Origin of the sequence: Paraburkholderia dipogonis (genome assembly GCF_042680985.1) — a bacterium.
Lineage (GTDB): Bacteria > Pseudomonadota > Gammaproteobacteria > Burkholderiales > Burkholderiaceae > Paraburkholderia > Paraburkholderia phytofirmans.
The window spans coordinates 18,942-40,721 of record NZ_JBHUFR010000005.1 but is presented as its reverse complement, the minus strand read 5'-3'; the positions used below and the strand labels follow the sequence as shown (position 1 = coordinate 40,721).

General features: G+C 60.4%; 21 protein-coding genes and 1 pseudogene. 10 read left to right on the top strand and 12 right to left on the bottom strand.

Annotated elements, in window-relative coordinates; genetic code table 11:
• Positions 1-10 precede the first annotated feature (10 nt).
• From ACFSNN_RS04525 to ACFSNN_RS04510, 4 genes are all read left to right on the top strand, one after another.
• A complete protein-coding gene (locus ACFSNN_RS04525; protein WP_134466234.1) occupies positions 11-547 on the top strand; it encodes a CMD domain-containing protein in 537 nt (178 codons plus the stop codon).
• A complete protein-coding gene (locus tag ACFSNN_RS04520; RefSeq protein ID WP_134466233.1) occupies positions 544-1,119 on the top strand; it encodes a peroxidase-related enzyme in 576 nt (191 codons plus the stop codon). Before ACFSNN_RS04525 ends, ACFSNN_RS04520 begins: the two co-directional genes overlap by 4 nt.
• 128 nt (positions 1,120-1,247) lie before the next feature.
• On the top strand, positions 1,248-2,420 hold the full coding sequence (locus ACFSNN_RS04515) for an ABC transporter substrate-binding protein (protein WP_134466232.1): 1,173 nt from the start codon (positions 1,248-1,250) through the stop codon (positions 2,418-2,420).
• A gap of 282 nt (positions 2,421-2,702) precedes the next feature.
• Positions 2,703-3,530 (top strand): MetQ/NlpA family lipoprotein, encoded by an 828-nt coding sequence (locus ACFSNN_RS04510; protein ID WP_134466231.1) that lies wholly within the window; start codon positions 2,703-2,705, stop codon positions 3,528-3,530.
• 73 nt (positions 3,531-3,603) lie between these two features.
• Here the strand turns inward: ACFSNN_RS04510 and ACFSNN_RS04505 are convergent, their stop codons facing one another.
• The 3 genes from ACFSNN_RS04505 to ACFSNN_RS04495 form a co-directional block, all read right to left on the bottom strand.
• Positions 3,604-3,915 carry a hypothetical protein gene (locus ACFSNN_RS04505; protein ID WP_377689714.1) on the bottom strand — a complete coding sequence of 104 codons (312 nt, stop codon included), beginning with the start codon at positions 3,913-3,915 and terminating at the stop codon, positions 3,604-3,606.
• Positions 3,916-4,218: 303 nt separating this feature from the next.
• The gene (locus ACFSNN_RS04500) at positions 4,219-4,497 is read right to left on the bottom strand and encodes a TauD/TfdA family dioxygenase (RefSeq protein WP_465263113.1); all 279 of its coding nucleotides are present in this window, start codon (positions 4,495-4,497) and stop codon (positions 4,219-4,221) included.
• Positions 4,498-4,531: 34 nt separating this feature from the next.
• Positions 4,532-5,200 (bottom strand): TauD/TfdA family dioxygenase, encoded by a 669-nt coding sequence (locus ACFSNN_RS04495; RefSeq protein WP_341868466.1) that lies wholly within the window; start codon positions 5,198-5,200, stop codon positions 4,532-4,534.
• A gap of 212 nt (positions 5,201-5,412) precedes the next feature.
• Here ACFSNN_RS04495 and phaP point away from each other — a divergent pair, with 212 nt between their 5' ends.
• Positions 5,413-5,982 carry a TIGR01841 family phasin gene (gene phaP / locus ACFSNN_RS04490; protein WP_134466230.1) on the top strand — a complete coding sequence of 190 codons (570 nt, stop codon included), beginning with the start codon at positions 5,413-5,415 and terminating at the stop codon, positions 5,980-5,982.
• A 72-nt stretch (positions 5,983-6,054) separates the two neighbouring features.
• Here phaP and ACFSNN_RS04485 read toward each other — a convergent pair whose 3' ends face one another.
• From ACFSNN_RS04485 to ACFSNN_RS04465, 5 genes are all read right to left on the bottom strand, one after another.
• Positions 6,055-6,258 carry a cold-shock protein gene (locus ACFSNN_RS04485; RefSeq protein ID WP_083083486.1) on the bottom strand — a complete coding sequence of 68 codons (204 nt, stop codon included), beginning with the start codon at positions 6,256-6,258 and terminating at the stop codon, positions 6,055-6,057.
• A 218-nt stretch (positions 6,259-6,476) separates the two neighbouring features.
• Entirely contained in the window at positions 6,477-8,261 is a 1,785-nt protein-coding gene (locus ACFSNN_RS04480; RefSeq protein WP_134466229.1) for a SulP family inorganic anion transporter, read from the bottom strand.
• Positions 8,262-8,265: 4 nt separating this feature from the next.
• Positions 8,266-9,333, bottom strand: a complete 1,068-nt coding sequence (locus tag ACFSNN_RS04475) for a sulfate ABC transporter substrate-binding protein (protein WP_134466228.1) — start codon at positions 9,331-9,333, stop codon at positions 8,266-8,268.
• Positions 9,334-9,516: 183 nt separating this feature from the next.
• Positions 9,517-10,080 carry an alkyl hydroperoxide reductase subunit C gene (ahpC, locus tag ACFSNN_RS04470; protein ID WP_134466227.1) on the bottom strand — a complete coding sequence of 188 codons (564 nt, stop codon included), beginning with the start codon at positions 10,078-10,080 and terminating at the stop codon, positions 9,517-9,519.
• A 153-nt stretch (positions 10,081-10,233) separates the two neighbouring features.
• Positions 10,234-10,449 carry a hypothetical protein gene (locus ACFSNN_RS04465; RefSeq protein WP_134466226.1) on the bottom strand — a complete coding sequence of 72 codons (216 nt, stop codon included), beginning with the start codon at positions 10,447-10,449 and terminating at the stop codon, positions 10,234-10,236.
• Between the two features lie 396 nt (positions 10,450-10,845).
• Here ACFSNN_RS04465 and ACFSNN_RS04460 point away from each other — a divergent pair, with 396 nt between their 5' ends.
• Positions 10,846-11,709 carry an NADPH-dependent oxidoreductase gene (locus tag ACFSNN_RS04460; protein ID WP_134466225.1) on the top strand — a complete coding sequence of 288 codons (864 nt, stop codon included), beginning with the start codon at positions 10,846-10,848 and terminating at the stop codon, positions 11,707-11,709.
• Between the two features lie 110 nt (positions 11,710-11,819).
• A complete protein-coding gene (locus ACFSNN_RS04455; protein ID WP_377689707.1) occupies positions 11,820-12,110 on the top strand; it encodes a hypothetical protein in 291 nt (96 codons plus the stop codon).
• 223 nt (positions 12,111-12,333) lie between these two features.
• Here the strand turns inward: ACFSNN_RS04455 and ACFSNN_RS04450 are convergent, their stop codons facing one another.
• Positions 12,334-14,748, bottom strand: a complete 2,415-nt coding sequence (locus ACFSNN_RS04450) for a hypothetical protein (RefSeq protein WP_134466223.1) — start codon at positions 14,746-14,748, stop codon at positions 12,334-12,336.
• 43 nt (positions 14,749-14,791) lie between these two features.
• Positions 14,792-16,228: an SLC13 family permease gene (locus ACFSNN_RS04445; RefSeq protein ID WP_244323247.1), complete on the bottom strand. Its 1,437-nt coding sequence runs from the start codon at positions 16,226-16,228 to the stop codon at positions 14,792-14,794.
• Positions 16,229-16,524: 296 nt separating this feature from the next.
• On the opposite strand from ACFSNN_RS04445, the gene ACFSNN_RS04440 reads away from it, so the two are divergent.
• A complete protein-coding gene (locus tag ACFSNN_RS04440) occupies positions 16,525-17,301 on the top strand; it encodes a GntR family transcriptional regulator (protein WP_134466222.1) in 777 nt (258 codons plus the stop codon).
• A gap of 89 nt (positions 17,302-17,390) precedes the next feature.
• Here ACFSNN_RS04440 and ACFSNN_RS04435 read toward each other — a convergent pair whose 3' ends face one another.
• Together ACFSNN_RS04435 and ACFSNN_RS04430 are read right to left on the bottom strand one after the other, a co-directional pair.
• Positions 17,391-18,437, bottom strand: coding sequence for a sulfonate ABC transporter substrate-binding protein (locus tag ACFSNN_RS04435; RefSeq protein ID WP_166799455.1), 1,047 nt, complete (start codon positions 18,435-18,437; stop codon positions 17,391-17,393).
• Positions 18,438-18,627: 190 nt separating this feature from the next.
• Positions 18,628-20,217, bottom strand: coding sequence for an ABC transporter substrate-binding protein (locus tag ACFSNN_RS04430; RefSeq protein WP_134466221.1), 1,590 nt, complete (start codon positions 20,215-20,217; stop codon positions 18,628-18,630).
• Positions 20,218-20,475: 258 nt separating this feature from the next.
• On the opposite strand from ACFSNN_RS04430, the pseudogene ACFSNN_RS04425 reads away from it, so the two are divergent.
• Both ACFSNN_RS04425 and ACFSNN_RS04420 read left to right on the top strand, forming a co-directional pair.
• Positions 20,476-20,595, top strand: a pseudogene (locus ACFSNN_RS04425) (acyl-CoA dehydrogenase); the annotation flags it as partial.
• A gap of 274 nt (positions 20,596-20,869) precedes the next feature.
• Positions 20,870-21,736: a class II glutamine amidotransferase gene (locus ACFSNN_RS04420; protein WP_134466220.1), complete on the top strand. Its 867-nt coding sequence runs from the start codon at positions 20,870-20,872 to the stop codon at positions 21,734-21,736.
• Positions 21,737-21,780: the final 44 nt, after the last annotated feature.

Sequence of the window (21,780 nt, the reverse complement as noted above, 5' to 3'; positions counted from 1 at the left end):
CCGACATCTCATGTCTTCATTGCCAGCCGCAAGCGACGACTTCGTCGCACAACTAGCAGGCCTTGCGCCCGACAGCGCAGTCGTCGCGCTGCGCGCCTTCCGTGCCGACGCGACACGCTATACGCAAGGCAGCCACGACGCGCTTTTCTCGAACGATGTCACCGATCTGACTCTTCAGGAACGACTGATCGCAGCCTGGTATGCGGCGCTGTTGACGCGTGCGGGGCAGACCGCGCAGGCTTATCGCGAACGTCTGCTGACGCTCGCAGCCGCGGACAGTGCCGAGACGCATGCGCTACTCGATGCCATCGCGCAGCATCATGAGCTTCCATTCGAAACGATAGCGGATAAGCGTCTAGCGGCGATCCTCGTTCACACCAAGGCCCTGGTCATAAGTCCCGCTGCAACCGGTCAGGCAGCCCTCTCTAAACTGCAGGCCGCAGGACTAACCACGCGTGCCATCGTCACGCTCTCGCAACTGGTCGCGTTCGTCACCTATCAAGTGCGGGTCGTCGCTGCATTGCGCGCCTTGGAGGCAAATGCATGAGTACCGATCACGGCTTCACATCGCAAACACTCGGCTGGCGCGCATGGCTCGACGTGGTCCCGCTCGCGCAGGCAACGCCCGCTCAGACCGCCGTACTCGAAACGAGTCACCCGCAGGCGAAGACCTCCGACTATTACCTGCTGCTGGTGCATGAAGCCGAAATCCTGCGGCAACGTTCGGGCGCATTCAACAGCATCATGTATGCGCCCGGCGGCCTGTCGCGCGCCGAGCGCGAACTGGCAAGCACGGTCGTGTCGCGCGTGAACGGCTGCGTGTATTGCGCGTCCGTGCACGCGCAGCGCTTCCAGCAACTCGCGAAGCGCGACGACGTGATCCAGCAGATTTTCGCCGACCCTGAAACCGCCGGCACAACGGAGCGCGAACGCACCATCGTGCGCTATGCAATCGACCTTACGCTGCATCCGGAAGCGATCGACCCGCAATCGCTCGACGCGCTGCGCCGCGTGGGACTCGACGATACGCAGATTGTCGATCTGAGCCACGCGATTGCGATCTTCGCATGGGCGAACCGGCTGATGCTTACGTTGGGCGAGCCGGTGTTTCCAGCGTAGCGTAAGGCTTCACATCACGTCGACGTCACAGTGCGCCGGCGAGCGAATATGGATATGCCAATCGCTTCGTTGCCGCACGATGTGATGCGTCGGAGACTCGCAGTCCGACTTATTTCCGGGAGATACTCATGTCCGCATTGCGTCCATCCGCACTGTACCAGCGACTCTTCACCCTGGCCGGCGCTGCCGTGCTTGCCCTCTCCCTTCACAGCGTGTCCGACGCCGCGCCGGCCAGCGGCGAGCCGGTTTTCTTCGGGGTCAGCGGACCGTTGACCGGTCCGAACGCGCAATACGGCGCGCAATGGAAAGCCGGCTTCGATCTCGCGCTCGACGAGATCAACAGCCAGGGCGGCATCAACGGTCATCCTTTGCAGTATGTGTTCGAAGACAGCCAGAGCGATCCGCGCCAGGCGGTCGGCATTGCGCAGAAATTCGTCGACGACAAACGCATTCTGATCGAACTCGGCGACTTCTTGAGCCCCGCTTCGATGGCGGCCTCGCCGATCTATCAGCGCGCCGGCCTCGTGCAGCTGGGTTTCACCAATTCGCATCCCGACTTCACCAAAGGCGGCGACTTCATCTGGAGCCCGTCGGTGAGTCAGTCGGACGCGCAACCGCTGCTCGCGGACCTGGCCGTCAAGCAGGGTTTCAAGCGGATCGCCGTGCTGTTCCAGAACACCGACTGGGGCCGCGCGAGCAAGGACGTGTTCGTGAAGGCCGCTGCGGCGCGGGGCGCGCAAGTGGTGGCCGCCGAAGGCTACCAGCCCACCGACAAAGATTTCCGCGCGACGCTGTTGCGTGCGCGCGATGCCCATCCCGACGCGTTCGTGCTGATCTCGTACTACTCCGACGGCGCGCAGATCGCGCGGCAGGCCCGTACGAGCGGTATCACTCTGCCGATCGTGGCCGCGAGCTCAGTGTATTCGCCGAAGTTCATGGAACTCGGCGGCGATGCCGTCAACGGTGTGACGACCAACACCAGTTTCTTCCCGGGCGACCCCAGCCCCGAAGTCCAGCATTTCGTGCACGGCTTCGAAGCGAAGTATCATCACCAGCCCGACGCCTTCAATGCGTTCGCCTACGACGCGACGGTCATCGCCGCGTACGCGCTGCGCTCGGGCGGCACCGATCGCCGCGCCGTGCGCGACGCGCTGCCGAAGCTGCATAACGTGCCGAGCGTCGTGTTCGGCAAGGCGACCTTCGACCCGGCCACGCGCCGCGTGATCGGTGTGAAGAGCGTCAACCTCGTCGTCGAAAACGGGCAGTGGACGCTGCTCGGCAGCAAGCCGGCGGCGCAATAGGAGACGGCTGCCTCCCTGGCGCGCTGTGCCCGTCGACTTCTACAGCTGAAGAGTCGGGCGGAACTGTAGTAGAGGCCGGAGAGATGCTGCTGCAATGCAAACCGTGACGATATCGAATTACGCGCACCAATCGCGATTGCCTGCCACAAAAATGCCCGCAGGATTCGTTGTACGTCCCTGCTTGGGTTCATCAATATAACGATAGTGCTCGATATTGTTTGTGCGATGGCGACAGACTCTCTAGCATCTCTCGATCTTCATTTTGACAACTTTGAAAATCACATGAAAACAACCACGACGCTCAAAGGCGCATTGCTATCCCTTCTTCTGACTTGCGGCATTGTGAGCGGGCAGTCGGCGCTGGCAGCCGATCAAACGGTGCGTGTCGGCATCATGTCCGGCGAGGACGAGGACGTATGGCGAGCAGTCGCGCTCAATGCGGCCAAACACGGCCTCACCATCAAGGTCACGACGTTCTCCGACTATACGCAGCCGAACGAAGCACTGGCGCAGCACGACCTCGACGCCAATTCGTTCCAGCACAAACCTTACCTCGACGCGCAGATCGCGGCGCGCCACTATGAGATCGTGCCGGTTGGCTATACCTACGTGCAACCGATCGGCCTTTACTCACGCAAGGTGAAATCGGTCGCAGCGCTCCCGCAGAATGCGACGATCGGCGTACCGAACGATCCGAGCAACGAAGGCCGCGCGCTGCTGCTTCTGCAAGCGAATGGGCTCTTCAAGCTGCGTCCTGACGTTGGCCTGCTGCCGACCGCTCGCGACATCGCCGACAATCCGAAGCACATTCAGATCAAGGAGCTCGACGCGGGCATCGTCGGCCGCGCGATCGGCGATCTGGATGCAGCCGTGGTCAATACCGACTGGGCGATCAAGGCCGGCATCAAGATTCCGCAGGAGCGCATCGCACAGGAGAAAGTACCGGGCAATCCGTATCGCAACTTCATCGCGGTCAACGCGAAAGATGCGAAGGCGCCTTGGGTGAAGGCACTGGTGGACAGCTATCAGCAGACCAACGTCGCGACCTCGATTCTGACCGTCTATCACGGTGCGACGCTGCCGGCATGGGAAGGCGCGCCGCAACATTGAGGCGCACCCGCTATCGATGCGCGCCGCAGGCTGAACAGCACGCGGCGCGCTTCAGCATAGCGCCGCGACAAGCTCAGCGGCGCACCAGCATGGCGAGCGAACGATGCACGTCGAGCTGCCTGTCGTAGCCGGCAAGCGCACCGTCGACGCGGCGTAGCAAGGGCGGCGTGGCCACTGTGGTTGCCTCGGACAGCGCCGTCGAACCGGACACCGGGGTGGTGCCGGCCAAACAGTAACCAACATCGCGCCGAGCGTTGATGCAGGTTCGCACCTTACCTGCGTCGATCAGCGTAGCGAGCGCGGCTTCGACGGCCTTTTCCGACACGCCGAACAGGCGGGCGAAAGTCACAGTCGTGTAGACGCGGTTGTGCCGCATTTTCAGCATCAAACTATCGATTAACGGATCCATGCTCATAAAGGTGGCCACTACAGGTTTGAAATGAACGCCGCGCGCTGAACCTGCGCGCGGCCTGAGTGGAAGCATGGCAGGGTTCGCCAAAATTTGGAAAGACCGAGTTCCGATATGGTTATGAAACGCGACACGTCGCTACGTGCGTGTCAGTCGGCTCGAACGCTCTCGCGTGAATGCATCGAGGGCGCCAGGCGGCTTGTCCATCAGCAGGCGTGACGGATCCGCATCGAGTGCCCGTGCGAGTCCGGCGCACATCGCGCATGCCGCGTACGGCGCTTAATATGGCTTGTCGCCGAGAATGGTGGCGCGGTGCATGACGCGCCGCGCTGGGTGGTAGTCGTCCACCGCGTAGTGGCTGGTCGGGCGGTTGTCCCAGAAGGCCACGTCACCCAACGCCCACCGCCAGCGCACGCTGAATTCCGGGCGCGACTGGTGTGCGAACAGGAAGTTGAGTAACGCCTTGCCTTCTTCTTCGGGCAACGTGTCGATCCCGGTCGTAAAGCCTTCGTTGACAAAGAGCCCCTTGCGGCCGCTTTCCGGATGGGTGCGGACCACCGGGTGACTCAATGGCGGGTTCTTGAACCGTGTCTCATTCCAGCGCTGCCGGTCCGGTTCGGTCAGGCCGAAACGCTTGAGCGGAAAGCTCCTGGTGAAATCGTGCCGTTGCCGTCAGTCCTTCCAGGAAGGTCTTCAGTCTGTCGGATAGTGCGTCATACGCGGCAAAGCTGCTCGCCCACAGGGTGTCGCCACCGGTTTCCGGCAACTGCCGCGCGACGAGTACGGCGCCAAGGGGTGGGGTCGCGGTGAACGTGACGTCGGTGTGCCAGATGGCGTTGTCTTTGAGGTCGAGAGTGTCGGCATCCAGCACCATGATCTCGCGCGCCTCGGGATGCTGCGGATAGATGGGATGAGTGTGCAGATCGCCGAACTGTGCAGTGAAATCGCGCTGTTGCAGCACACTGATGGTCTGGTTGCGAAAGAACAATACCTGATGGCGCGTCAACGCCTCGCGGATCCGGTCCCGCACGTCGTTATCGATAGGCCGGGCCAGATCGATACCCTCCACCAGCACACCGAGCGCCGGCGTAAGACGGGTGAAATTCAAACTCACTGCACCCTCCTTGAAAACTTGATTGCGCCGGTGACGCAGGCGCGCACACTCGTGCCGTCGTGCCGGATAGCGAGTCCGACCGCTCTCGGCGACCAAGAACTCAGGCGCCAGATTCTCCGCAGAAATCGGCCCAAAACCAACCAACAAGAAATCATTTACTTATGGATCTCAGTCGATGACTTCATCTGACAACAGGCAGGACAGCGTACGTCACGATCTCGTCGGCCATCTATGCATTCGCGAATAAGTGATTTGACTTCACCACCTGCGGGCACCAAGAATGGGGCTCATGTTGCGACGCATCACGTTCGCGCCATGTTGGAAGTTGCCACCACTGCCGTCCACCCAGGAGGATCGAGATGACCCAGTTTTCTCAGGAACAATTCGCCGCAGCCCAAAAGAAACATGTCGATACGTTCTTCAGCCTGACAGGCAAATTGGTCGAAGGTGTCGAAAAGCTGAGCGTCCTGAACCTGCAGGCCGCAAAGTCGATTTTTGCTGAAACGCAGGAAGCCGCGCAAAAGGCATTGGCGGAGAAAGAACTGCCGGATCTCTTCCAGCTTCGCCACGCCCTCCTACAGCCTGCAGTTGAAAAGGGCAATGCGTACAGCCGGCAGGCGTATGAGATTCTGACGGCCACTCATCAGGAGTTCGTCAAGATCGCCGAAGCGCAATTCGTCGAGTACAGCCAGAACGCGCAGGCCTTTGTCGACAGCGTCACAAAGAACGCACCGGCTGGTTCGGAATCGGCAGTCGCCCTGCTGAAGTCGACGATCACTGCCGCCCATACCGCTTACGACACAGTGAACAAGGCCACCCGACAGGCCGCTGAGATTGCGGAAAACAATTTCAATGCCGTGACTGTCGCTTCGTCGAAAGCCGTCAAGGAAAGCGCTGCACACACGGCGCGGGCCACGAAGGCCGCCTGATACAGAGACCATGCCCCAAGTCGCGCGGCGCCACACCGGCCCGCGACTGGGGGCCCGTCGCCTGCCTGCGACCTACAGCGGCTTGATGTCGGCAGCCTGCTTGCCTTTAGGTCCTTGCTTGACCTCGAAACTAACCTTCTGATTCTCCTGCAGCGACTTGAAACCTTCCGTACGCACTTCGGAGAAGTGTGCGAACAGATCGTCGCCGCCGTCATCGGGCTTGATGAAGCCAAATCCTTTTGCATCGTTGAACCACTTGACCGTACCTGTTGCCATGATGCATTCCTGACTGAGTATTGGGCTGGACCGCGGCGAAGGCGTTTCGCGCGTGGGGCGCTCCGTTGCTGCCGGGTCCAGGTTGCGTCATGAGATGTTTCATCCATACGGCGCAATATAAACAATACGGCAAGCGTGAAGCACTCGAAACGAATCTATTCTTCGATGTTTATCACGCGTGTGAGCCCCATCGCTTCGCGCCAGTCAAAACTCAGGCGCTACACGAGGTAATAAAGATCCGCCGGACGTTGCTCGGCCTGCAAGCGCCCCGCGCAGTGCGGACAGGTGTTGCTCGCGCCGAGTTGCGCGTAGGCGTGACGGACAGCGCGTACCGTCGCCGACCACGTTTCATCTTCTTCCGGGAAAAACCGGTCTGCCGGATACCAGCTGGTGAAACGCAGATTGCCGAGCACCTGGCGCAATGCCGGCCGAAGTCCGGCGAGCAGTACAACGAATCCGTCACGTTGTGCGTCGCGCAGAAAATGTTCGAGACGTTCGATGCACACGACGTCGGGATTCCTCACGCGCTTGAAGCGCAGCACGAGATAGCGGACGCCCTGTTGCCGCGCACGCGCCGTGATCGTTTCGAAATGACGATCGAGTTCCGGGGCCGCGCCGAAGAAAAACTCGCCCTCAAAGTCCCATACCGCGACTGCGGCGCATGACGGATCGGAAGGCAAACGCTCTCTCACGACGCCCTCCGGACTCACGACGAGTTCGGTTGCCTTCAACTTCGCCGCACGCGGGACAAACAGAAGGATAGAGAGTGCGACGCCGACCAGGATCGCGAATTCGACGCCGATCAGCAACGCTGCGAGCGTCGTCAATACAATCAGGCCGGCGTCATATTTCGAGGCCCGCAATGTGTAACGCAGGCGCTCGACATCGATCAGGCGCACGGCGGTTACAAACAACAGTCCCGCCAGCGCCGCCTTCGGGATATACCGCGTAAAAGGGGCTAACACCAGCACCGCCAGCGCGACAGTAACAGCCGTCACCACGCCTGAGAATCGCGTAGCAGCCCCGGCTTGATAATTGATTGCGGAGCGCGACAGAGATCCCGAGCCCGGCAGGCAGCGAAAGAAGCCACCCGCCAGGTTGGCGACGCCTTCTGCGAGACATTGCCGGTTGTAGTCGAGTGGTTGATGCGTGTGATGCGCAATCGACTTCGCGATGGAGAGCGCCTCCAGCAAGCCGAGAAACGCAATCGCGACCGCGCTCGACGACAATTGACCGATCCAGCTCCAGTGAATCTCCGGTATATGAGGCGACGGCAAGCCTGCTTTCAACGCACCGATGACAGCAACCGCCGTATGACCGCCCTCTTCTGGCCGCGACCAGCCGAGTGCATAAGCGCTCAGCGCAACGATCAGCAAAACGACGAACATATCGATTTGCGGCAGCCGGTAACGCCGCACTGCACGGCGCAGCGCCACCGCCAGAACCACTGAAGCCGCGCTGAGCGCGACGGCTTTCAGGTTGACGGGATCGCCCTGCGTGAGCGTCAACCAGAGCCGGTACAGCACATGCTGGTGACCGGTGCCCTTCTCGCGTACCCCCAACGCATTGCCGATCTGGCCGATCGCCAGCAGTACCGCGGCCCCCGCCATGAAACCGAGGATGACCGATTCCGAGATGTAGCGTGTCAGATCGCCCAATCTAAAGACGGCAATGCCGATCTGGACGATGCCAACCATCACGCCGAGTAGAAACATCGCCTCGTAGACGTCGGCTGTGGCATTCGGATCGAGAAATGCAAGCGCGCTGAAGACGACGAGGGAAATCGCGCTGGTCGGCCCGTTGATCAAATGCGAAGACGACCCCAACAACGACGCAATCAGCGTCACCACTACCGCCGAATACAATCCGAAGCGGGGATCGACACCCGCGATCAGCGCGTACGCCATGCCTTGCGGCAGTGAAATGGCGGCAACCGTCAGACCTGCAAGCAGATCGCGCTTACCTTTGCTCCAGTCGTAGGAAAAGTTACGTGGCAGCGCCATGAAGTCACCCTTTGTCTCTTGCGCTCTGGCTGGACGAATTCGCCGCGCTGTCAGCCGGCTTCAGCACGGTGTCGATAATGCCGTTCTCGTCGAAGAAGCGATGGTTCGCGTCATCCCAGTCACGGGCGATCGCCGTCACCGGGAATAGCTTGAGCGGCGGCAGGCGCGCGGCAAAGCGTTGCGCAATGTTCGCGCTGAGGGGCCGATAACCCGCCTGCGCGATGGTCTGCTGCGCCGCGTCGCTGAACAGGAATGTCAGGTACGCTCGTGCTTCGCGTTCGCTATGATGGCGTGCCACATTCGTGTCGACCCAAGCCACGTAGGGTTCGGCAAGAATGCTGACGGGCGGGTAGACAATCTCGAGTTCGTCGCGTGCGTCCGCGACCTCGCGCAGCGCTTCGTTTTCCCACGCGAGTTGCACGTCGCCGATCTTTTCGACGGTGAAACCGATCGCCGCTCCTCGCGCGCCGCTATCGAACCGCACCGTATGCTGGTACAGCGCATTGAGATAGTCGCGCGCTGCGCCTTCGTTGCCGCCGCGTGTCGTCACCGCCCCCCACGCCGCGAGAGCGCTCAATTTGCCGTTGCCGGAACTGCGTGGATCGGGCGTCACGATGTCCACACCCGGCACGATCAGGTCCGGCCAGTCGTGGATATGCCTGGGATTGCCCTTGCGCACCACGAATACGATTGTCGAGTAATACGGCTGGGAATGATTCGGCAGACGCTGAACCCAATTATCGGCGATCAAACCCTGCTTGCGCAACGCATCGACATCAGAATAAAGCCCTAGCGTGACGACATCGGCTTGCTGCTCGCCCGCCACCACCGTGCGGGCCTGACGGGAAGATCCGCCGTGCGACTGTTTCACTTGCAGCCGAGTCCCCGTTTCCTGCTGGTAGGCCGCAACAAACTGGGCGTTGAGGGCACGGTACAACTCCCGGGTGGGGTCGTACGAAACGTTCAGCAGTTCATGAGCCGTCGTGCCGTGAACATTTTTCACCGTGATCAGCGTCACGGCAATCACGACTCCCGCCACGGCGGCAAGATTGAGCAACGGCAGACGTTTCATTGTTTCTCCGGCAGGCCCGGCCAACCGGGTCCGTTGCAGCACTGAGGCATTCCGGCAAAGGCGGCGCTTTGCGCACCGTCATCCGGAAACGATTGTCTGCCCGGGACGGACCGTCGAAAACCAATTTCTTGTGATATGCAAAGCATCGCCGTGATTAGTCTTTGGCTTATCGAAAGCCGATGGTCAGAGTTTCCCCACCAGATCGAGTGAGGGCGTCAGCGTTTCGGCGCCGGGAGTCCATTTCGCCGGGCAAACTTCGCCAGGATGCGAGGCAACGTATTGCGCGGCCTGCACCTTGCGCAGCAGTTCCTTGGCGTCGCGACCAATACCGTTGTCATGCACTTCATAAAGTTTGATCTGACCTTCGGGGTTGATCACAAAGGTGCCGCGCAACGCCAGCCCTTCTTCCTCGATCAGCACGTCGAAATTACGGGCGAGGGTCGCGGTCGGATCCGCAACCAGCGGGTACTTCACCTTCCTGATGGTGTCCGACGTGTCGTGCCAGGCTTTATGTGTGAACTGGGTATCCGTGGACACGCCATAGACTTCGACGCCCAGCTTCTGAAACTCGGCATAGTGATCGGCCAGGTCTCCGAGTTCCGTCGGACACACGAATGTGAAGTCAGCCGGATAGAACGCCACGACCGACCATTTGCCCTTGAAATTCTCTTCGCTGACTGACACGAACTGACCGCCATGGTAAGCGGTTGTCTTGAACGGCTTAACTTGGGTGTTGATGAGAGACATGAATTTTCCTTGAACGATTTGAGGCTGGCTGAAGCAATCAATGAGGCTAGTCGCACCACGCAAGCGACCGACCTGATCTTTGCTTGCATGAAATCCGCAGAGAATGAAATGCTGTCCGTCTCGTCACACGGATGCGCTTTTTTGCCACGCGTTTCATGAACATCGCGACGGCTGGTCATCGATCCAAAGGCGCGCCCAGCGAGCCGCATAGGCCAAGGCAAGATCCGACTCGAAGAAGTAGTCGAGTTCGTCGAACACGAAAGCCGGCTTCAACAGCGACACCTCGTCCTGAATGACGAGATTGGCCGCGAACAATCCACCGGGTAGAGCTTGCGCCGCGGGCGCCACTTCATAACCTTTGTAATGCATGCCCGATTGACCTCCGATACGTGACCGCTAAAAGCAATGAGGCAAGGTTAACCGGCTTGTCGAAGCGGGAGAAATAAGCATTTGGCAAATCCAAACCCGTATTCATTCGTCGTTGCATAGATAAAAAGGAAGCGTTTCGATCGGGCGACGGGGGCGTTCCGCCACGAGGGCCTTGTTAGATCCATCGCTGAAAATTTCATATGCGAACCAGTGGCAGGCTCATATTGGTCGCGAGAATTGTTAGATGCAGGCGCGTTTCCGTGCAGGTGGTTCTTGGTAATGTATGCGCAAGAACAAGCGCCAATCGCAGCAGTGTGCCCGGGGGGTTATAAGGATGCCGCCGCGTGGCGCATCGACAGAAATACGCTGCTTGACCTACATTGCGAGGAAAGAAATATGTCCACTGATAACACGCTCGAGCTTCCCGTACGGAACCCTCTTTCCGATGCCGCAGATGCCGCCTTGTGCGAACGCTATGGCGCGCCATTCGCCACGTCACCGCCCGAATGGAATGACACGCTGGAAACGCTGCTCGCGCATCGCTCGGTGCGCGCCTTCGACGATCGCCCGTTACCCGACGGTGCGCTTGAAACCTTGATTGCGGCCGCGCAGTCCGCGCCGAGTTCATCGAACTTGCAGACCTGGAGCGTCGTCGCTGTCGAGGACCCGGCGCGAAAAGCGCGCCTCTCCGTTCTGGCGGGCGATCAGACGCATATCCGGCATGCACCGTTATTGCTCGTCTGGTTGGCCGATCTCGCAAGGCTCGAAGCGGTGGCCGCGCGTGCCGGCGTGAAGCCGGAAGGATTGCACTATCTGGAGACGTTGCTGGTCGGCGTCATCGACGCGGCGCTGGCCGCGCAGAACGCCGTGGTTGCGCTCGAGTCGCTTGGGCTTGGCTCGGTCTACATCGGCGCGATCCGCAACGCGCCCGAGCAGGTCGCGGCGGAGTTGGCTCTGCCGCCGCATGTGCTGCCGGTGTTCGGCTTGTGCGTTGGCTACGCGGATCTGGCCCGTCCGGCGCAAGTGAAGCCGCGCCTGCCGCAGTCCGTGGTGCTGCACCGCGAACGCTACGACGCGCACGCACAGCCGTCCGGCATCGCCGTCTACGACGGAATCCTGTCCGAATTCCAGACCCGGCAGGGCCAGTCCGAAGCGGCCTGGACCTGTCGTTCAATAGAGCGTTGGCGCACCCGCGAGTCGCTGCACGGCCGCGATCGCTTGCGCGACGCGTTGGCCGCGCTCGGGTTCGAGTTGCGGTAAAAAGAAACTCAATGACTGCACGGACGGGCCGGCGCGAAGAACGCGCTACGACGCTAAGCCGCTATGCTGCTATCGATATGCAAAAAAATTGGTTCGACGCAGTCACTTGATTGCAGACACTCGATATGTTCTCAATCGATCCGCCGACCATCATGAAGGGATTCGGATATCTTTCTCGTCGAACGCTCGACGACGCTGCAGAAAACGCGTCAGCGCCAGCCGGTTTCCCGCGCGGGTCCGTTAAGCGGGTAGGCACGGTGTTGTTAGTCGGCGCGATTCTGGCGTGCATTCATAGGGAAATTTCGGGTGCGAGCGATGGTTCGCTCTTTTCCGCGCTGAGCGCCTATGCTAGCGACACCCTGCACCATCTCGTGTCGATCCTGTTCAACCGCGGTCCATGACCCAATCGGTCGAAGAATGTGAGCAACGGCGCGATCACCACCCGGGAGCACGATAATGGCCAGCGATGCCCAAGGCCTGCAGGTGACAGCGTCTGACGAATCCGTCGTTGCGCTCGACCGCGCTACCTCGCGCGAAATCCGCCATCTCGCTGCCGCCCGGATGTTGGCGTTCTGAACGGTTGCCCGAACGCCACAACGCCGGTCGTCACATCGAACCGTCGGACTACAGGTCGAACGTGATGAACTGCGCTGACGTCCACACCTTACTGTCGTCGCGCTGACGCCCGAACACATAGACGGGGCGAAAACCAAAGCCGGCATTGCGCGGCGCCACTTCGAAACTGCCCGCCAGATCCACCGGCAGCGGCTTGTCCGTCAAACGCTCGACAGCGAGAAACAGTTCGGTGCCACCGAGTTCATGCCGCGCCGAACCGCTTGCCAGCAGCTCCGCCCCGCTGATTTCCCAGCGAAACGTCGGTGCATGCGCGAACGGATTACCCTGCAGCGGATCCCCCACTTTCACAAACCCGTCGATCGTGCCTTCGATCACGATGCGCGCCTGACTCAGGTTACTTATATCGAGCTCGACACTGTCGGCGTCGCCGTAGGTATCGCTGCGAAACTCGATGTCGGTTGCGCCCGTGCGCCACGCGGCCTCTTCCAGGTGTTCGAAGCCTGCGGCGCCAAAATTGTTGATGGTGCCGTTGATGATGCGAATGCGTCCCTGCCAGGCGGCCCAACGGTATCGATCGCGAATCCGCGCACCGCCCCAGCGGACCCGGATCAGGCGCTCGGCATAGCCGAGTTCTTCATGAAGATTGCGCTCGGCGAGCAGGCCGTTATGATCGAACGCGGCGACATATTCCCAGCCCGCACGGCCGAGCAAGCGATAATCAAGCGATGCCGGCCCGCGGTGCGTGAAGGCATCGCCCTGCCAATGCTCGCCGCAGCGAACCAGCGCCGCGCTGTGCTCGCCGGTGGTGGCCCACGTGCGGCGGGCACGCAGAGCCTCGCCGACCGAGCGCCGGTCGAGGGAATCGGACAGCACGCCAGTCAAGCCGCCGTGCACGCCGAACACACTGACGCCAGGCGCACCGCCGCCGGGCCGGCCGCGATGTTCGTCGCCGCTTGCCGCTACGCCGAGTTGATAGCCGCGTGCAATCACGTCGCGATAGAGCCAGTCGAAATGGCCCCATGTCGATGCGATCTCGACGAGCCGTTCCAGTTCCGGGTGATGCCAGTCAGGAATATAACGGCGGCCGCCCACGTGTGGCATGACCAGATGCTGCGCGGCATCGTCCACGTAGGCGTCCCAGAGTTCGTCCACCGGCCAGCGGCCCAGTTCGACGGCTGCGCCCTTCATGTCCTCGTTCCACACCAGCGTGCGGTTGTGTTCGCCACGCGCGTTGTATGGGAAGCCAGGCCGCTCGTCGCCGAGAAAAACCACATTGTGGTCGCCGCCTGCCGTTGAACTGCCGCACCACTCCTGCACCGGATAGACGACGAAGCGCCCGGTTTCGTTGAACTGCTCGACGGTCTCGACGCCTAGCTGCCAGTTCGCATCGGTGATCTGGAAATCGTTGGCCGTGTAGCCGAGTATGTCGATGCCGCCAATGTCGCGAGCATACGCCGCGTTATAAGCCGGACTGTTCGTGCCCACCGTGTCGTGGGCGTGAACATGCAAGTCGGCGTACAGCGAACGAAGGACTGGCAGCGCGGCATCCACAGTTAGGAACGCTTCTGCTGTTCGGACATCACGCAGCGACGGCACATCCGCGACAATACGCAGGCCGCCAGGCGAAGTCGGCAAGTCGTTCAGCGCGATGCTCGCCCAGCCTTCGGCCGGCAACGGTAGCTCACGGTCAAAAACGATACGCTGGCGTTCATCATAGGCCCGCACACGCACGTCTGCGCTGACATCGCGACAAGCGTTGCCCCACCGATCCTGCAACGACAACCGGAACGGCGCGGGCTGGCCAGGCTGTACGAAACGCGGCCCATTGAGCAGCGCTTGAGCCGGCGCACCGGCACGAATATCGATCACCACATCTCCCGGTACCGTGACAAAACGCGAAGTGCCGAGCGGGTCGACGTAAAAGCGGAAGCGGAACTGATCCTCGACGAAGGTCTGCACGCGCGTGCCCGGACCGCGCCGTCGATCGCCCAGTCTGATCACAATGTGGTCGCCGGCGTTCAGGTAACCGTCCGCGACATCGACGATGACGGCCTTCTGAAACGGCCTTTCGTGCCCTTTCTGATCGAAGCGCACATTCAACGACTGAACGGTCGCGGGGCTTTGACCCGGAACGAGCGGCGCCGCGTGATATTCCGCGCTGATGTAATTGGCCGCGGCGGGATCGCTGGTCTGAAACAGCGCCCAATCCGAATAGAACTTGAAGGTCGCCTTAAGCCACGCTCCATCGGCGATGCCGGACGCGCCCACTTCATAGTCGAGTACGATTTCGCTCCAGCTGCCCGCTTCGAGTTGCGTCACGTTGCAACTCACCCGCCCGGCGAACGGCAACGCCTTGTGACGCTCGTACAAACCGGCCGGCGCGACATGCGGGCCGAGCCGCTTGCGCAGCGCGGCGCCCTGGGCGGCGAGCCTTGCCTCAACGCTTTCGTGTTCCTGGTTCATTGGATATTCTCTCAATCGAAGAATGCGGTAATGAGTGGCGCGATCAATGTGCGAACGGCCAGGGCGCGGCGGGATTCCAGATCGGGATGCCCTGCCAGGCGTACCACGGGGCCATCACGCAGATGCCGTAGGCGATCGCGATCAACACGGACACCACGCCCACTTTCGCGTAGTCCGAGGTCGTGAAGGCGCCACTGCTATACGCGATCACGCCCGCTGTGATTTGCGTGGGCAACAGGTAGGCGAAGCTGTCGGTATCGCTGATCAACAACGTGAAGGCCACCGGATGCAGGCCGAGACGCGGCGCCAACGCAAGCGCGATCGGCGCGATCATGGTGACTGCCGCCACGTTCGAAAGCATGCCGATCCGGATCACATGCGTGCCGATCATCACGATCGCCAGCATCAACCACCAGCCGTAGCCGTGAGCGAGCGAGTAGATGTGATCGGCGGCCCACTGCGCGAGTCCTGAATCGCTGATCGCCGAGGACAGCGACAGCGCACCGCCGAGCAGAAACAGCGTGCCCCAGATAGTGCGCTCCTGGATCTCTTTCCAACCCGAACGCAGCACGCCGGGCGCGAACAGCAGCGCAAGTGCGATCAATGCGACGATTTCCGATTGCAGGTGATGCAGCGATTCAGTGGCCCACATGACCGCGATGAAACCAAAGACCGCAAGCACCAACCAGTCCTGCCGTGCTACCGGCGGCAGTGTGCGGCGCGCGTCGACGATCGCCTGACGGCCGCCGGGCACCGGCACGCCGCGCGATTTGAAGTAGCGCTGCACCCAGAACTGCGTCAGTACGAACATGCCGAGGTACGGCCATTGCAGCCGGAACCACGTGAAGTACGAAATCCGCACACCCAGTTGCTTCTCCAGCAGACCGGAGACGACCATGTTCGGCAGATGCGCGGTGAGAATGCACATGCCGCTGATCATCGAGCCGTAGACCAATGTCTGAATCACAATGGCCTTTCTGGCACTCCGCTCGCGCGTGCTATTGCCGAACAGCGCGACAATGCCGTTGGTCACCGGCAACAACGCGGCCGCACGGGCATTGGCAGCCGGCACTACCAGCGACATCACGAAGTTGACGACGAACATCGCCCAGATCACGCCATTGGCCGAGCGCACCTTGAGTTTGTCGAGCAACACGAGCGCGATGCGGCGATCAAGCCCGGCCGCCTGCATGATCGCCGAAAACAGGAAAGCCGCAAGACACAGGAAGACGACCGGCGCGGCAAAACCGCTGGCGGCTTTAGGGAACGGCGTGACCGCGTGCGACAGCACGAGCAGCATCGGCAAAAGAATGCCGCTGACGCCGACCGGAATCGCTTCGCTGATCCACACAATCGCCACCCATGCGACCACGGCCAGGGTCGCCCTGCCGTTCGGCGTCAGACCATGCGGGGCAGGCAGCACCCAGGCGATAGCGACGAAGCACAGCCACGCAAGCAGAAATCCTGCGCGAGCCTTCAACAGTCGTCCGCTCGCTGACGGATGAGCCGGCGCAGCGTGACTCTCTTGCGGCCGTGCGGCTGAACCTGCACTTGCGACCGATGCATAGCTCGATGTGTCGTTTGCCACTTCCCTACTCCCATTATGCGGCTAGGATTCGTCCGTATGCGGACCCGGCGTGCCGGAAAGTTGGCATAATACGTATTAATACAAGTTGTCGATCGAAGCACTTCTCATATCCTTATACGATGAATCGCTTAGCCGCGGCACCGATCCGTGCCAATGCCGCGGCGCGCCACGAGAGGGAAACACCGAACATGACTTTGGTCCGTGAGAACGTCACGTCGCTTTACGATCAGATTGCCGGCGCATTGCGCGGCGAGATAGAGAACGGCAGCTACGAGCCTTCCGGCAAGCTGCCGTCAGAGGCGGAGTTAAGCGAGCGCTTTGGCGTGAGCCGCGTGACCGTGCGTCTGGCTATCGGCAAGCTGGCGGAAGAAAAACTGGTGGAGCGGAAACAGGGCAAAGGCACTTTTGCCAGCGGCAAGCGCATGCAGCATCGGCTAGACGTGTTGCGGGGCTTTTACGATTCGCTGGCGCGCCAGGGCGCCGAACCGCAAATGAAGCTCCTGCGCATGCAGTCCGGCAAGAAGTTGCCGGCCGATATGGCCGGCGTATTCGCGAGCGAGGTGAAACACGCGGTCTATCTCGAACGACTGCATTCCGTGGACGGCGTGAGCGTAGCACTCGCGCAGACGTGGTTGCTGCCGGAAGCGGAGACGATCTCCGAGCGGCTCGCGCAAACGCGGCCGTCTTACGAAATCATCGAATCGCTGCCGGGATGGAAAATCGCTCGCGCCGACATGAGCATTACCGCGGTGGCGGCGTCGGCGGCCATCGCGCGTAGTCTTCAAACGCCTGAACATGCACCGCTGCTGGTGATGAAACGGATTTCGCGCCTCACGGATGGACGTGTCTGCGAGTCGACGCTATTTCATATACGGGCGGAACGATATGAGTTCGTCGTGAGCAGCGCGATGAACGGCGAGTTGAGTGCGCGGACGACGGAGTACCCGAGTCCCGCGCAGGATTGATCGCGTCGACGATGCCGCCGTTCTACACGCCTACTTCACGCAGCTTAGGCGAGCATCAACTGAGAATAGAAATCGCGGATAGTGAAAAGTTAAACGGCGCGCCATTTCGCGTCCGCTACGACCAGCTTCTTCGGAATCAGCTTCAAATCGGTGAAGGTGTCAGCGATCTGCTGCTGGTAGCCGAGCGTTGCTGCATCGATTGGCTGCACGCCATAACTCGTGCGATTCAATGCCACTTCGAGCGTCGGGGCGTCGAGGCCGATGAGCGGCGACAACTGACTGGCGACCGCAGGAATATTGTCGCGCCCCCATCGATCGACCTGATCGAGTTCGGCGAGCAATTCTCGCAGCAGTTGAGGCTGTGCATCGGCAAACTTGCGCGCCGCAAGATAGTACTGCGTGTTGCGCACGAGACCTTCGCCATTGGCGACCACCCGCGCATTTGCCTGCCGTTCGATCGCGGCCAGATACGGATCCCAGATGACCCAGGCGTCGATACTTTTTTGAACGAATGCCGCACGCGCGTCTGCCGGCGTCAGAAAAACCGGCTGGATGTCGGCATACGAGAGGCCCGCGTGCTGCAAGGCCTTGACCAGCAGAAAATGCACATTCGAGCCTCGGTTGAGCCCGACCTTCTTGCCGCGCAATTCGGCGGCCGTGCGAATCGGCGAATCATGCTGCACGACGATCGCCTCGCCCTTGGGCGCCGGTGGCTCGTTGCCGATATAGACAAAGTCGACACCCGCGGCTTGAGCAAAGATCGGCGGCGTTTCGCCGACCGTCCCGACATCCACCGCGCCCGCATTCAACCCTTCGAGAAGCTGCGGTCCAGCCGGGAATTCAAGCCATTGCACCGACGCGCCCTGTGCGGCGAGGCGCTTTTCAAGCGTGCCGCGCGCTTTCAGAACCACGAAGTTGCCGTATTTCTGAAAGCCGATGCGCAAAGTTTTGCCCGAGGATTGCGTTTGAGCCTGGGCCCGCTGCGCGGAGAAGAGCGCACCGGCAGCGAAGGTCGCTGCACTGGCCGCGGCCGCCTTTAGCAGCGTGCGCCGGCGTGCGTCAGTCGGGTCGATACGGGCCAGATTGTCCGCGGAGTCCGCAGATGCCGAATAGTACGGTGTGTCGCGAGAAGCCATGAGCCTGCCAGATTGATGAATTGAGTGAACGGAATGCGGGATACTTCGAAAATAACGGGTGGCGCGGCGTACAGCAACCAAGGAAAGGTCATAAGGTTATTATTCCGCTGCGAGTACCTCGCAAGCATGCATCGGCGCGTTTGCGGCGATCATCCACCCTGTGCGGCGCAGTCAACAAACCAGCTTCAATTCATTGCTGAATATACAGATCGGCAAAATTCCCCCTTAATCCCTCGCCAGTCGGCGCATAGTCTTTGACCTTCTTCGAAACAATAGTGATATTCGGATTCGCGCCAAACTCGATCGACGGCACGTCGTCATGCACGATCTGCTGGAATTGGATGAATAGCTGACGTCGCTTCGCCTCATCGGTTTCCACCGAGGCGGCCTCCAGCAGCTGATCCACTTCAGGATTCGAATAGTGCGCCGCATTGGAAAACGGCAATCCGATCTTGAAGTTCTTCGACCAGAATACTCGCTGCACACCCACGGTCGGATCGAACACGTTTGCAAGTGCTTCAAGCGTAATGTCGAAAGCGCGATCCGTGTATACCTTCTTCACGTAAGTCGCGAAATCATAGGTCTCGATCTCGCCGTCTATTCCGATACGCGCCAGAGACTGGCGGACGAAATCAGCGGCGCGCGGATCCTGGAACGGATTGAAGAGCAACCGCAGCTTGAACCGTTTGCCGTCCGCGCCACGCTTCAAGCCGGCTGCATCCAGCTCAGCATTGGCCTGAGCAATGTCATACGGAAAGTAATGGATGTCGGCGTCGTGATACTTCGTGTTTGCCACGCCGATGGCTGCGGCGGAAACCTGGCCGTAGTTATACCAAACGACGCGGTTCAATGCGTTGACGTCGATCGCCTGCGATATTGCCTTACGCACGGCCTTGTCTTTGAGAACCGGCGTGTCCAGATTAAAGATCAGCTGTTGATGATTGCTCACGTACGGCCAGTTGGTCGTATCCACACTGAAGTTGGGCAGCGCTGCAAACCGCTTGACGTCCGACAACGGAATTGCCTGGTCGCCAAGATCGGCTGCGCCCGATTCGAGCGCGGCGGACCGAGCCGCGCCGTCAGGGAGGAAGCGCACGATGATCTTGTCGACGTACGGCTTGGGCTTGTCCCAGTAGTCCGGATTGCGCTCCAGAAGAATATAGCTGCCGTGCACGAACGACTTATAAACGAAGGGCCCTGTACCGATCGGTGCGCTGTTGTACGGGTTGGACACGATGTCCGTTCCCTCGAACAGATGCTTGGGGATGATCGGCGACTCGGAACCCGACAGCGCGGTGATCAGAAACGGCGCCGGCTTCGACAACTCGATGATTGCGGTGTAGGGATCGGGTGTCTTGACGTCGGTCACGTTCGCAAACGTGCTCCGGCCACGCGGATGAACCTGCTTGAGCGTCAGAATCGAAAAGGCAACGTCGGCGGAAGTGAACGGTTTGCCGTCGTGCCACTTCACGCCGCGACGCAACGTGAAACGGTATTGAAGCCCGTCCTTGCTGACCGACCATGCGCTAGCCAGCAAAGGTTGAGGATTGAGATTCTTGTCGTAAGTCAGCAAGCCTTCAACCACTTTCGGGCCGATCTCCGCATTGCCCCCGGCGGTGGTAGTCAACGGAATAATCGACGCCGGTTCCGGCGTGACGAGCCATGTCAGGGTCCCGCCATGGTTCGGCGCTGCCAGCGCGAGCGCAGGCCAGGCGCTGGTCAGAGTGAAAGCGATCAACGCGGCAAACAGGGTTCCGCGCAGTCCGTTTTGCGTGCTCATACTTATCCTCTTTATTATTGAATAGCGGATAGTAAAGCTCGCCGAAAGGAACGAAAACAAGCAAAAGTGATTAGTTTTGCATAGGCGGGGGCTTCATCTATCGCCCGAATCCCCTGACTTTTCGATCTCATTCATCCGCGATCGCGATGCAGCTTCACAATTGAGCGGCATACCGCCAATCGGCGCAGACCCGTATGTGATCTTCCAGCTTGGCGAATTGAAAACGAGACTGCACGCGGCCGAAGCAATAATGGGTCGCGCCGGCATTGGCGCAACGCACGCGTTCACACGCTGCACGATCCCGTTCGCTGGAAATACGCGGCAGTCGGCGACTTCTATCTTAACGGCGTGCGGCCGCCGACCTCCGGGCAGACGTAAGCCCGCGCGCAACCGCTCGCGCGCCGCAGGCCGCTATTCCATCAGATGGCGCCCGTCGCCAATTGCTGCCAGCGTTGCGTGACAGGCTTAAAACCGGCAAGGATATGTGACACCGCTTAGGAAAAGAACATCTAAGCATATGGAGCGACGAAGATTAAACAAGGATGAACATCGGCGTTGTACCGCATTCATGCGGAGATACAATCCGAACGCAGTACTGCAAATTAAAAATTCCATCTCCAGATGCAGATTGTCAATTAATCGCGTCTAGTCTATGTGCCAACTCTTTGCGCTTAATGCGGCCGAGCCTACCGACATCACCTTTTCCTTCACGGGCTTCGCGGCGCGCGGTGGTTTGACGGACGACCACGTGGACGGTTGGGGCATCGCGTTTTATGAGGGAAAAGGGTGTCGCCTGTTTGCCGATGACCGCCCGGCGCACACCTCCCCGATCGCTGCATTCGTCAAGGCGCACCCGGTGAAGTCGCGCAACGTGGTCGCTCATATTCGCAAGGCAACGCAGGGCCGTCCAAGCGTGGAGAACTGCCATCCATTCATGCGTGAATTATCGGGCTTGCAATGGGTCTTTGCGCACAACGGCGACTTCAATGTGTTTGAGCCGTTAACTTCGGGACCGTTTTCGCCCGTGGGAACCACGGATAGCGAAGCCGTTTTCTGCAGCATGATGAATACATTGGCGGCACGCTTTCGTGGCGCTGCGATCCAGTTCGACGCGGTGTTCGACGCGCTGATCGCGATCGTGGAAGGCCTCAATCCGAAAGGGACTTTCAACTTTCTGCTGTCCAACGGCGAAGCGCAATTCGCCTACTGCTCGACGCGGCTCGCGTATGTGACGCGAGCGTGGCCGTTCAGCAGCGCACGACTTGTCGATGCGGATCTGTCCATCGATTTTTCTGAGCGAGGCAAACCAGAAGATTGCACAACGGTGATCGCGACTACGCCGTTGACGGACGAAGAGTGGGTCATCTGCCGCCCGGGCGACCTCCTGATGTTCTCGCGCGGCGCCTTGCAGCGACAAGCCTTTATTCCGGTTCCAGAACGCATAAGTGCATCAGCGTCAGAGACGGCGCACGAGGCGTCACACCCAACGGCCGATTGCGCTCTGGCGGCGCTACCCTGAATCAACGCGCCGAAACTGAAAAGCTAAGCATAAGAAACTGTTTG